Source organism: Arenibacter latericius DSM 15913, assembly GCF_000424985.1.
In the GTDB taxonomy this organism is placed as follows: domain Bacteria; phylum Bacteroidota; class Bacteroidia; order Flavobacteriales; family Flavobacteriaceae; genus Arenibacter; species Arenibacter latericius.
In genome coordinates, this window is record NZ_AUKX01000008.1 from 53,720 (window position 1) to 66,582 (window position 12,863).

Genomic DNA, 12,863 nt, shown 5'->3' on the forward strand with positions numbered 1-12,863 from the left:
TATGAGCAGTAAAATTTTCTTCATTGCCCTTTTATTTCTATGCATTTTCCCAATAAACGCACAGACTATACCCACTCATAAAACAGAATCTGATACACTTAGAGTAGCAGCCATCACAGTAGACTCTATGCGTTTAGACACAACGCGTGTAGACACCATAGTTATCCGGACGCTACAGAATAAAATTAAAAATTTTTCTAGAGGCGCTAATTTATCAGGACCAACCATCAACTTCAACAAAACGAAGGCCCTAGATGAAGAGTATCGTCCCTTTAGAATTCCTTCTTTTTGGAATAAAGAGAATAACCTAAGTATAAAATTAAACGAAGTCGCTTTTGTCAATTGGAATGCAGGGGGTAACAATTCTATATCAGCACTAGCCAATATAAAGTTTCTTCGTAATTATAAATTTAGATACGTGCAATGGGAAAATTTATTGGAACTCCGTTACGGGCTAAATTCCCAAGAAAATCAAAAATTACGAAAGGCAGATGATGCAATTCGTATCAGCTCTACATTTGCTTATAGACGAGATACCATCAGCAATTGGTACTATAGTGTTAGAGCAAATTTCAATACTCAATTCTCCAACGGATACAAATATCCAAATAGAAAAGATCCGGTTTCTAGGTTTATGGCCCCCGGATATGGCTTTATTGGTGCAGGTACCTCTTACATTCCGGAAGGGAAAAAATTTAATCTCTATTTGTCCCCCTTTACACAAAAGGTAACCTTTGTTTTAGATCAAGATCTTGCAGATAAAGGAGCATTTGGGGTAGAAAAAGCTAAATATGATGCAGATAAGAATAAAATAAAGGACGGCGAGAATACCGCTATGGAATTTGGGATATTGATCAATAATACATGGCAGGGTGAAATTTTTGAAAACGTTGGGGTAAGACATCGCTTAAGCCTGTATTCTGATTATCTAGAAAGCTTTGGAAATATTGATGTGGATTGGGAACTTAGTTTTTCACTAAAAGTTAACAAGTATATTAGCACCAACTTTGGGACACATATACTCTATGATGATGATATTAAGTTTGACCCAATTAAAGCTGATGATGGATCTATTATAAGTGATGGTACCCCAAAAATTCAGTTTAAACAGCTCTTTGGGGTAGGTATTAACTACAATTTCTAATAAGCGTAGGCATTTATAGGGATTTACCCATTATTTTGTTGTGAATATGCACAGCGCCACTATCCGATAAACTTGCTACATAGCAACAAGCGTTTAATAATATAGAGTAAATAGACCCATTAGTATCCCTATAGAATTCAGGCAGGGTAGAAATAATTAATTCATCATAATTAGACCCTTTATTCTCTTTTTGTCTGATTAAGGCCGTGGTATATACTTCCAAAATATCAGAAATAACTTTATATCCAGCAATTTCCTTTTCTATAACTTCTTGTGATTGATATACTTTCTTCGCACTAATCGATAAAATATCTTGGATCTGAGCTTTAAACTTACTTCTTTCCATCAAGGAAACATTAAACTCTCCTTTTAAAATAGCTTCTTCATTCGCTATAAAAGTTTCTATAGCATCAGATATAAGGGTGTTAATGGCTAGGGCCCGTAAATAACTCATTCGGTCTTCCATATACACCAACTCGTTATATTTTTTAATATTGATGCTGTCCTTCACCAATTTTATTAAGTATTCTAAGGCAAAATCCTCGGAAATAAGCCCCAAATTTATACCATCTTCAAAGTCAATTATAGTATAACAAATATCATCTGCGGCTTCTACTAAAAATGTTAAGGGATGTCTACTATAGCCAATATCTGCCCCACTAGCTGTTGGGACTAATCCTAATTCCTCTGCAACTTCCTTAAACGAATCCACATCGGATTGAAAAACACCAAATTTTTTATCTGCTATATGTTTAGTAGGTCGCTTAGGCAAAGATTCTTTCGGGTATTTCATAAACGCACCCAAAGTAGCATAACTAAGTCGCAAGCCACCCGCTACCCCTTTCCTAGATTCGGTCAGTAACTTATATCCATTGGCATTCCCTTCAAAATCAATAATATCCTGGTATTCTTTATTCGTCAACTGGCTTTTAAAGCGCTGTCCGTTCCCATTTTTAAAATATTCCCCAATTGCTTTTTCACCACTATGTCCAAACGGAGGATTACCTATATCATGCGCCAATGCTGCTGCTGCCACAATAGCTCCAAAATCATTAAACTTATACCCGTATATATCACTTAAGTAGGGGTGCTTCTCTAATATCTGCTTTCCTGCTATTCGCCCCAAACTTCTTCCTACCACAGACACCTCCAAACTATGGGTTAAGCGCGTATGGACAAAATCTGTCTTAGATAAGGGAATCACCTGCGTTTTGTCCTGAAGGCTTCTAAAAGCAGCGGAAAAAATAATCCGATCATAATCTACTTCAAAACCCAAACGCGTTTCATCTTGTTCTTTTCGCAATCTTTCTTTAACATCTCCAAACCGCCTTAAGGAGAGTAATCGTTCCCATTCCATAATAACTATTTAAGCTCGCAAGATACATTATTCACGCAATGGCATTTATAAAATTCAATTCAAAATCATCACTCCTTGCAATATTTTAACGATAACTTAATCCCAATTTTACATCCTATCTACTATCATATATTAATTTAGCCACTGTTTCATAGTTTTTATTAGTTTTTGTCGACTATTTACATGAAACTCAGCTACCTTCTTGAAGGTAGCTTTTTTTATTTAAAGTAAATTTGTTTGTTTCTTTACATTAAGTTAACATTCATTACGGTAATTTGCAACCGACAAAAACTAATACTGTATCTATGAAACAAATAGCGCTATTGCTATTCCTTTTTTCCTGTACACTATCATTTTCGCAGACTCCTGCACCAGAATTTGGAAAAGGATTATTCAATCTTATTGGAAAGGATAGCACATGGACGATGAAAATTGCAACGCGAATGCAATTTTTAACCACCACCACATGGGATCAAAATAGTAATGACAAGTGGGTGGACCCACACAGTACAGCCCTAGTCCGTAGAGCGAGATTAAAGTTTGACGGATTTGCCTATTCTCCAAAATTAAAGTATAAGATAGAATTAGGATTGTCTAACCGCGACATGTCTGGAGCTTCTGAATACACAAGTAATGCCCCTAGGTATATTTTAGATGCGGTGGTAATGTGGAATTTTTATGAAAATTTCGAATTATGGATCGGACAGGCTAAACTCCCTGGTAATATGGAGCGCGTTATCTCATCTGGAAACCTACAGCAGGTAGACCGATCAATGCTAAATAGCAGGTTTACCATAGACCGTGAGACAGGACTTCAGCTTAGACACTATTTTTATCTTACCAACAATTTTTTAATCCGTGAAAAGTTTGCTTTATCACAGGGAGAAGGTAGAAATGTTACCAACGGAAATATTGGTGGGGCACAGTTTACTGGTAGAATAGAACTACTCCCTTTTGGTGAATTTACCGGTGGAGGCGAATATAAAGGTGGAGACTTAGCCCGTGAAGAACATCCAAAATTAATGATTGCTGCTACTTATAACCATAACAGTGATGCCGTTAAAACCAGAGGCAATCAAGGCACCTATATGGTAAATGATATAGGCTTTCATAAGACCGATATAAATACCTTATTTTTAGATGCCATGTTTAAATATAAAGGGTTTTCCTTTATGGGAGAATATGCAAATAGGGATGCTAAAGATCCTATTGCAAGAAACGCTGACGGTAGCACTACAGGAGACATAGTACAGATAGGCGATGCCTTAAATTTACAATCGGGCTACCTTTTTAAAAATAATTGGGAAGTTTCTGGAAGATATACCAATATCTCTTGGGACAAAACCATTACTGGCAATCTACCCGAAAACCAATATACTTTAGGCCTTTCAAAATTTATAGTAGGTCACAAATTAAAAATCCAGACGGATCTCAGTTATTTATCCGTTAATGAAGGAATTAACGAATTAATGTATAGATTACAGTTCGATATACACTTTTAATCAAAAAGATAACCTTTACATAACATTAGCAAGCAAAACACTTTAGATATTTGCAAACATTTTTTTTAGCTACTATGGATAATATATACTTTTTAATGATCATTGCCTTAGTCTTTTTGGCAGTAGCCGATTTGATAGTGGGGGTTAGTAATGATGCAGTCAATTTTTTAAATTCTGCGATTGGCTCTAAGGCTATTTCTTTTAGGACCATAATGGTGGTAGCAAGCCTTGGTATTGCTATTGGGGCTATTTTTTCTAGTGGGATGATGGAGGTAGCCCGAAAAGGGATATTTAATCCCAATGAGTTTATGTTCAATGAGATCATGATTATTTTTATGGCGGTAATGATTACCGACATTTTGCTCTTGGACTTCTTTAATACAATAGGCATGCCAACGTCTACTACTGTATCCATAGTTTTTGAACTTTTGGGGGCATCGGTTGCAATGGCATTTTTAAAAGTAGGAGCAGAATCTGGGAATTATCTAGATGTCTTCAACTATATAAACACCTCTAAGGCGACCGAAATTATCTCGGGTATTCTCCTCTCTGTAGTAATCGCATTCTCTGTTGGAGCTATAGTCCAATACATATCCCGAATACTACTTACTTTCGATTTTAGAAAAAAAGCTAAATGGATTGGAGCGCTTTTTTGTGGAATAGCACTTACAGCAATCACTTATTTTATCTTGATTAAAGGTATAAAAGGAGCTTCTTTTGTTAGCGACAATTTTCTAGACATTATCCAGAACAACACTGTAGCAATTGTTATAGGAAGTCTTTTCCTTTGGTTCCTGATTTCCTATGTTATATCTACTGTATTAAACTACGACGTTTATAAAATTATTATCGTTGCAGGTACTTTCGCATTGGCCCTTGCATTTGCAGGGAACGATTTGGTAAACTTTATAGGTGTACCCATTGCCGCTTACGAGTCTTTTATAGCTTGGAGTAACTCTGGTTTGGCAGCTAACGAGTTTAATATGGGTATACTTTCTAAAAAAGTAGCCACAAATCCAACTATCTTATTTGGAGCTGGAATGATTATGGTGCTCACTTTATGGTTTTCCAAAAAGGCGCGCTACGTAGCAGAGACCGAAATCAACCTATCTAGGGAAGGAGAGTCCAAAGAACGCTTTCAGCCTAACTTTTTATCGAGAACAATAGTAAGGGCAGCTATGCTAATTTCTACTGGTGCTAATACGATAACCCCTAAACCTTTACAGAAAAAAATAGACGCTAAATTTGAGAAGCCAGTCATTTCTTTATCCAAGGACAAAACTTTTGAAATGCCCGCATTTGATATTATTAGAGCTGCGGTAAACCTAATGGTAGCTGGGGTATTAATATCTATAGCAACCTCGTATAAATTACCGTTATCTACCACCTATGTAACTTTTATGGTAGCTATGGGAACCTCACTAGCAGATAGGGCATGGGGCGCAGAAAGTGCTGTTTACCGAGTTGCTGGTGTTTTAAATGTTATTGGAGGATGGTTTTTTACCGCATTTATGGCATTTACTTCCGCAGCGGTAATCGCATACCTTATAAACATACATGTACCTTCCATGTTTGCTATTCTATTATTAATCGCGGTATTCTTATTAGTACGTAATTATATATCTCATAACAAAAAATCGAAAGAAATTAGCGCTGAAGATAGCTTAAGAAAAGCAGAGAGCAGCTCTATACAAGGTGTTATTGAGGAAAGTGCTAACAACATTTCTAACGTAGCAAAAAGAAGTAACAAGATTTACACCAATACCATAAACGGCTTGGCAAAACAAGATTTGGACATGCTTAAGAAAAACAAAAAGCAAGTGACAAAACTTTCTGCCGAGGTAGATGATTTAAGAGATCACATCTTCTACTTTATTAAGAACTTAGACGAAACCAGCGTTGGGGCTAGTAACTTCTATATTAATATTTTAGGATACTTGCAGGATATGGCTCAATCACTTGAATACCTATCTAAGATTAGCCACAAACACATTAACAATAATCATAAGAAATTAAAATACAATCAGATAAAGGAGATCAAGGAAATAGATCAAAAACTAGATCTATTACTTAGTGAGACTAAGGAAGCGTTTGAAACCCGTAATTTCACAAAAATTGGAAGTATTTTAGGTAGCAAACAGACCCTTCTAGATATGGTTTCTCAGAAAATAGAAAAACAAATTGAGCGTACTCGTACAGAAGAGTCAAGTCCAAAAAACACTACGCTGTACTTTACTATTCTATTGGAAACAAAAGATTTTATAAATGCAACTATGAATCTTTTGGAGCTCTACTATCAGGAACATGACAGTACAGTTCAACCTGCCAAAGTAGAAGCTTAGGACTAAATTATATAAATGTTAAAAGGCAAGCTGCAGCTAATTATAGCACAGTTTGCCTTTTTTATTATATAGCCTAAAAGAATTGTTGTAATCTCGTTGAAGTAAAAATTACCTTTACACGCTTAGCAGTATTAGCATTAAGACTTTCTTAAAGGAACCCTAGCAATAGATACATTACCAATTAAAGGCTTTTGACGCTAATTAAAGTTATAGTCAGCTTGCATCTACCTTAAAGCAATTAACTTCTGTTAGCCATAAAAGTTCATGTGATCTATATAATCCCAAACAGCCTCTGTAAGTAAGGGGCGTATGTTCTTCTTTAATTTAATCTGAGAACGTATAAAAGTGGAGGATATTTCCATTATGGGCGCATCAACACGATGAATTCTTTGATGACCTTCGAACCTACTTTCTATTTTTCCATCAGAAATCCTAGGGTACACATAGATATCGTGGTTTTCTAAAATAACCTCATAATTTTTCCATTTATGGAAACCTTTTAAATTATCCTCACCCATGATTAATGAAAAATCGTATTTACCCTTGTATTTTTCATTGATATGGACCAACGTATGTACTGTATAATTAGGTTGTGGCAAATTAAACTCTATATCACTTGGTCTTAATTTTGGATAATGCTTAACTGCTTCATATACCAATTGATATCTGTGATGGTTGTCCAATAAAGTTTTTTTAGCTTTAAAAGGACTTTGTGGGGTTATTACAAACCACACCTCATCTAGGTCCGAGAATTCTACCATATGATTGGCAATTACCAAATGGCCAATATGTATTGGGTTGAACGTCCCAAAAAAAAGTCCTATTTTTTTCTTCATACCTTAACTAAGTCCTTTACCAACACAAAAAACTATTCATTCAGCAGCTTTAAAAAGCCATCAACATCCTAAAAGATCAATTACGCTTCAGTCTTAGCTCCAACAAAATCTGCCACCAACTTATGTGCTTCTTCCAACGCCTTATCTAGATCATAATTCTTTATAATCTTATCAAATTGTGGTGCCGTTGCCAATTCTACAGAAGCCTTAGCTATTCGCATGTTTATTTTATCATCAGATTCTGTACTTCGCTTTTTTAGCCTAATTTTTAGTTCATCTACACTAGGCGGCTTCACAAAAACGGCTAGAGTCTTATCTGGAAACTTTTTCTTTATCCGTAAACCACCAGCTACGTCTATATCGAAAATTACATTTTTCCCTTCTGACCATAGACGCTCTACCTCACTTTTTAAGGTACCGTAGAAATTATCCCTATAGACTTCTTCCCATTCCAAGAAGTCATCATCTTTAATATGTTGTTTAAACTCGGACAATCGCATGAAATAATAGTGCTCCCCGTGTTTTTCTTTGCCTCGTCTTGGCCTAGATGTGGCAGATATGGAAAACGCCAAATTAAGCTCCGGCTGTTCCAAAAGATGCCTCACTATAGTTGTTTTACCACTTCCCGAAGGTGCTGAAAATATTATTAATTTACCGCCTTTCATTATAGTACATTAAGCATTTGTTCTTTAATCTTTTCCAACTCGTCTTTCATCTGCACTACCAATTGCTGCATGGGTGCAAAATTTGCTTTAGAACCAATGGTATTAATCTCCCTACCTATTTCTTGTCCAATAAAAGCAAGTTTCTTTCCATTAGATTCATCAGAGTCTAAGGTAGCCGTGAAATAATCTAAATGGTTTTGCAACCTTACTTTTTCCTCTGTAATATCATATTTCTCCAGGTAATAGATTAACTCCTGCTCAAAGCGATTCTCGTCTAGATCTACTTTTAAATCGGACACCGCCTTTTCTAAACGCTCTCTAACAGCATTCAGCCTATCCTTATCCATTACAACCACATCGCCTAAAAGTGCTTTTAAAGAAGCAATCCTAGCCTTAAAATCATCCTCTAAAACTTTTCCTTCTTCTGTTCTAAATTGATTAATTTCCTTTAATGCTTCGGTAAGTGTATCTTTTATAACCTTAAATTCCGCTTCATCTATATCCTCCCTTTCTGTTTTCATGGTATCTGGCATACGCATTGCTATTTCTAATAGCGCCATATCATTTCCGGGTACTATCTTTCCTAATTGCTCCATATACTGTCTTACAACGGTCTCATTCACCATTGAAGAGGTCTCTTCACCAGTATTTTCAATGTATAATCCAAAATCTACCTTCCCTCTTACAAGAGAACTAGCAATGGTTTTGCGCAATTCCAATTCCTTTTCCCTATACGCAGATGGTATCCTAGCATTGAGATCTAGACTTTTGCTGTTAAGGGACTTTATCTCTATGGTGATTTTTTTCGATGGAAGCTGTATTACATGCTTCCCAAAACCCGTCATGGATTGAATCATAAAATAATTTTAAGTTTTGACAAATGTAATCAAATTAGGTTTTTATAGCTTAAATCTATGCTACATTCAAGAAATAATACCCCATTTAGAAATGATTATGCAGTAGCAGCAGAAAATAAAACTACAACTCTGATTTTAAGGGTATTTCATTTTTATCGAAGTGAACAATTAATTAGTGTACGCACCACTAAAGTCCAATAATGAATCCCTCTACAAGTGAAATTGCGAAAACAATAACCGTCCAAGAAGGTGACATAGCATATGTGACAACACCTTTAGCCATGGTGTAAACACCTAAGTAAAAAAGCATTTTTGCGTCAATTATATCAGCAAAATCTCATGTTTCCTTGATCTTCATACTCAATGGAGTACGGTAACCATATAAGTTATTGATAATTTTAGGAGGGAATTTTTTATAAAACCAGACAATCGGTAGTGATACACCACTTGGAGTCAAGGCTATTATAAAAAACTCCCATTCCTTCTATATTATAATTCCCTTACCCAAATATTCCTAAAACTCACCCTACTATTATCTCCATGATCTTGGAGCCTTAAAGGGCCTTTGCCATGTGCTGGATTCTTGGGCCAACCTACATAGGGAGTGGTCCCCTTTATCTCCACATTGTCCTGAATTAAAACACCATTATGGACTACCGTCATGGTTCCTGATTTAGTTTTATCCCCGTTTTCATTAAACTCCGGGGCATGATAAATTATATCATAACTATTCCATTCCCCGCTGGGCACAGAAGCCATAGCAAGCGGAGTGTGCTGCTTGTAGATAGAGCCTACTTGACCGTTTACATAGGTGTCATTATTGTTATTATCCAAGATCTGAATCTCATAAATCCCTTGTAAAAAAACACCACTATTACCCCTACTCTGTCCCTCTCCTTCAATATCGGCGGGAGATTTCCACTCCAAGTGCAATTGCACGCTACCAAACTTTTGTACGGTTTGTATATCACCGGTCTTATTAGCAACAGTCATACTACCATCCGGATTTACATGCCACTTAGCTTTAGAATTATCCTTAATATGGACCCAATTATCTAAATTATCACCTCCAAATAACACAATGGCGTCACTTGGCGGAGCTGTAAAAACACCATTAGATTTTACCACAGGAGGCACAGGTTTGTATGCTTCCGTTTCCTCGGGTTTTGTAGGCTCGGTTCCCGTATACTCATCGTGTACTACAATAGTATTCGATTCTAAGGCAGTCTCATTCGGCTGCATGGAAGCCATTGTTCCTTTCTCCTTACACCCTACTGCTAGCAACAATGCAAGAGAGAGATAACTATATTTTAATCTCATAACCTTGTAGTCCTTAAATTAATCCAATGATTTTATTTTGATATTTCTATAGGCTACAATATCCCCATGATCCTGAAGACCAATTTTTCCTGTAGGATATTTCCCAAAATGCTCCGATCCCTTAAATTTAGATTTGTCTACCATTGCCTCCCAATCTGGTCCGTTAACAGGGAAACTAGCAATTTCTGTCCCGTTTAATACCACACTACCTTCATTGGTTTTATGGTTTACTGTTAGCACACAGGTATTCCATTCCCCAGCAGGCTTGGTAACGTCCTCACTAGGACCAACCATATCGTATAATGCTCCTGCCTGACGAACGGGACCATTTTTAGCATCAGGGTGCTTCTTATTGTCCAACACCTGAATCTCTGGTCCTGAAAGGTAAGCTTCGTGTAAACTTTCTATTTCTTTTACTCCCCAAAAGATACCGCTATTACCCCCTTCAGATATTTTCCATTCTAAGGAAAGCACAAAGTTAGTAAAGCTGTCTTTGGTCACTAAATTATACTTCTCCCCTTTTTTACGTTCTTTAGGCGGGTAGAATACCATAGCGCCTTCCTCAATTTTCCAGGCATCACCTACTCCGTCTTCCAAATACCGTTTCCAAGCGTCAAAGTTAGTACCATCAAAAAGCACCTGCCATTCGCCCGACTTAGCTGCCGCCGATGGTGCAACCTTTTCCGAATTTGTTATGGGATCAGAATCTACCATATTGTTATCCTTATTCGTCTTATCCTTGCAGCCAGTTAATGCAACAGCTATCAAGGCAGTGTATAGTAATTTTTTCATCAATTTGTATTTATTTGTTTAAAGTCCTAATATTTCTTTCAGCATCTTTTCATCAGTTTTGGCTCCTGCAAAATCATCAAAAGTTTTTTCGGTAGCCTCTATGATATGATCCTGAATAAACTTGGCACCTTCCCTAGCTCCTTGCTCTGGACTTTTTATACAGCATTCCCATTCCATTACTGCCCAAACGTCACAGTTGTATTGAGTTAATTTTGAGAATATGGTTTTAAAATCGATTTGACCATCGCCGAGTGAGCGATATCTCCCTGCACGGTTACCCCAATCATTATAGCCACCAAACATTCCTTTTTTTCCAGTAGGATTAAATTCAGAATCTTTTACGTGAAACGATTTAATAAACTCGTGATAGTGATCTATATAGGAGATATAATCTAATTGTTGAAGTACGAAATGACTTGGATCGTATAAAATATTCACCCTTTTATGATTTCCAGTAGCTTCCAAAAAGCGTTCAAAAGTATCTCCATCATGAAGATCTTCTCCTGGGTGTATCTCGTAACAAACATCTACTCCTTCTTTATCGTAATGATTTAGGATTGGCAACCACCTCTTTGCCAGTTCCTCGAAGCCCATCTCCACTAATCCAGCAGGACGCTGCGGCCATGGGTGCATGGTATGCCATAAAAGAGAACCAGAGAAAGTGGCGTGGGCTTTTAATCCCAACCTACGGCTAGCGGTAGCTGCCTTTTTCACTCTATCTATAGCCCACTCTGTACGTGCCTTGGGATTATTCCTCATGTTCTCTGGCGCAAAACTATCGAACATCTTATCATAGGCAGGGTGTACCGCTACCAACTGCCCTTGCAAATGAGTAGAAAGCTCTGTGATTTCTAAACCATAGGAATTAACTTTCCCTTTAAGTTCATCACAATAGGTCTGACTCTCCGCAGCCTTATCTAGGTCTATTAAAAAATCTACCCACGTAGGAATCTGAATCCCTTTATATCCTAGATCGGATGCCCATTTACATATTCCATCCAAAGTATTGAACGGCGCTTTTTCGTCTATAAACTGTGCCAAAAATACAGCTGGCCCCTTAATTGTTTTCATATGTAGATATTTATTGTTTTTTAACGGTCATATGCAATCTGCATATCTTCATTCGTGTTCACGACCAGATTTCGGTCGTGCTTATTTTATCTATGCATCTAATAATTTATTATTCTAAAAATTTAAATAAAGGTATTACTCATTAAAAGTCAAAGAAATAAAAAGCGGCCAATTATTAATTACCCCTTTCAATCTAACATTAAACTGAACTACTATTTAAATACCTTAATCGTTTAAAAAAATTAATAATTTAGTTCTATATTTAAAGAATGGTAGACATTTTACCATTCTAAAAAGCGAAGTCATAAATATAAGGAAACCAAAAGAATTATCAGAATAATATACCATGCATTAAAAGATAGCTTTATGGAATGTAAGGGAATAAAAATCCTTGCCCATTCTAGGTCTTCCTATTAATCTGATCAACAAGACTTTTTAAAGATAGAGACAGAAGCAATTGATGATTATGCAAAAATAATTTTAGATAAAATTAATGGAAAACAGATCAGCTAAACATATGTGGGCCGACTTCTTAGATGCTCATCCCGAATTCGCCAGGGCGAACGCCCCGGAAACCATCCAATTTTTCACGAATGAAAATGATGCCGATCGGCATGCACAATTAGTACTTAACAAAAGTAAAACAGCCACTTCATTCTCTTTGTTGGGCATACAGAATAGAAAAGAATCTCTACCAAAAATTGGGTCTTTTTTAATTGTTGTGGATGGTAGAGGCAATGCACAATGTATAGTTCGCATAACATCTTCTACCTTAAAACCGTGGTTTAACATTACCGAAGATTATAGTAGGCGCGATGGCTTTGACAGCCTTACTCAATGGAAAGAAACTTATTGGAGCTATTTCTCATCAGAATTATCTCCTTTTAGACGCAGCCCCCAGGAAAGCATGATTGTAGTTTGTGTTTCCTTTGAAAAAGTATACGGTTAAATAACCTGTACTAAATAAAAAAGGCGGC

Annotated in this window: 11 protein-coding genes; 4 read left to right on the forward strand and 7 right to left on the reverse strand. The window is 36.6% G+C overall.

Annotated elements, in window-relative coordinates; translation table 11 throughout:
- Position 1: 1 nt before the first annotated feature.
- Entirely contained in the window at positions 2-1,144 is a 1,143-nt protein-coding gene (locus H344_RS0105240) for a DUF3078 domain-containing protein (protein WP_084148737.1), read from the forward strand.
- Positions 1,145-1,157: 13 nt separating this feature from the next.
- On the opposite strand, the gene dgt is transcribed toward H344_RS0105240, so the two are convergent.
- Positions 1,158-2,501 carry a dGTP triphosphohydrolase gene (dgt, locus tag H344_RS0105245; protein WP_026809345.1) on the reverse strand — a complete coding sequence of 448 codons (1,344 nt, stop codon included), beginning with the start codon at positions 2,499-2,501 and terminating at the stop codon, positions 1,158-1,160.
- Between the two features lie 305 nt (positions 2,502-2,806).
- On the opposite strand from dgt, the gene H344_RS0105250 reads away from it, so the two are divergent.
- Positions 2,807-4,003, forward strand: a complete 1,197-nt coding sequence (locus H344_RS0105250) for a porin (protein ID WP_026809346.1) — start codon at positions 2,807-2,809, stop codon at positions 4,001-4,003.
- A 74-nt stretch (positions 4,004-4,077) separates the two neighbouring features.
- Positions 4,078-6,345, forward strand: a complete 2,268-nt coding sequence (locus H344_RS0105255; RefSeq protein ID WP_026809347.1) for an inorganic phosphate transporter — start codon at positions 4,078-4,080, stop codon at positions 6,343-6,345.
- A gap of 248 nt (positions 6,346-6,593) precedes the next feature.
- Here H344_RS0105255 and nadD read toward each other — a convergent pair whose 3' ends face one another.
- The 6 genes from nadD to H344_RS0105285 form a co-directional block, all read right to left on the reverse strand.
- Positions 6,594-7,181, reverse strand: a complete 588-nt coding sequence (gene nadD / locus H344_RS0105260; protein ID WP_026809348.1) for a nicotinate (nicotinamide) nucleotide adenylyltransferase — start codon at positions 7,179-7,181, stop codon at positions 6,594-6,596.
- Positions 7,182-7,261: 80 nt separating this feature from the next.
- Positions 7,262-7,846 carry a guanylate kinase gene (gene gmk, locus H344_RS0105265; protein ID WP_026809349.1) on the reverse strand — a complete coding sequence of 195 codons (585 nt, stop codon included), beginning with the start codon at positions 7,844-7,846 and terminating at the stop codon, positions 7,262-7,264.
- Positions 7,846-8,703 (reverse strand): YicC/YloC family endoribonuclease, encoded by an 858-nt coding sequence (locus tag H344_RS0105270; RefSeq protein ID WP_026809350.1) that lies wholly within the window; start codon positions 8,701-8,703, stop codon positions 7,846-7,848. The genes gmk and H344_RS0105270 overlap by 1 nt, the downstream gene beginning before the upstream one ends.
- A 489-nt stretch (positions 8,704-9,192) precedes the next feature.
- Entirely contained in the window at positions 9,193-10,023 is an 831-nt protein-coding gene (locus H344_RS0105275; RefSeq protein WP_026809351.1) for a 3-keto-disaccharide hydrolase, read from the reverse strand.
- Between the two features lie 18 nt (positions 10,024-10,041).
- Positions 10,042-10,815, reverse strand: coding sequence for a 3-keto-disaccharide hydrolase (locus H344_RS0105280; RefSeq protein ID WP_026809352.1), 774 nt, complete (start codon positions 10,813-10,815; stop codon positions 10,042-10,044).
- 18 nt (positions 10,816-10,833) lie between these two features.
- On the reverse strand, positions 10,834-11,886 hold the full coding sequence (locus H344_RS0105285; RefSeq protein ID WP_026809353.1) for a sugar phosphate isomerase/epimerase family protein: 1,053 nt from the start codon (positions 11,884-11,886) through the stop codon (positions 10,834-10,836).
- Positions 11,887-12,379: 493 nt separating this feature from the next.
- Between H344_RS0105285 and H344_RS0105290 the strand changes: the two genes are divergently transcribed.
- Complete coding sequence (locus tag H344_RS0105290; protein WP_026809354.1) at positions 12,380-12,835, forward strand: ASCH domain-containing protein; 456 nt, start codon at positions 12,380-12,382, stop codon at positions 12,833-12,835.
- Positions 12,836-12,863 lie beyond the last annotated feature (28 nt).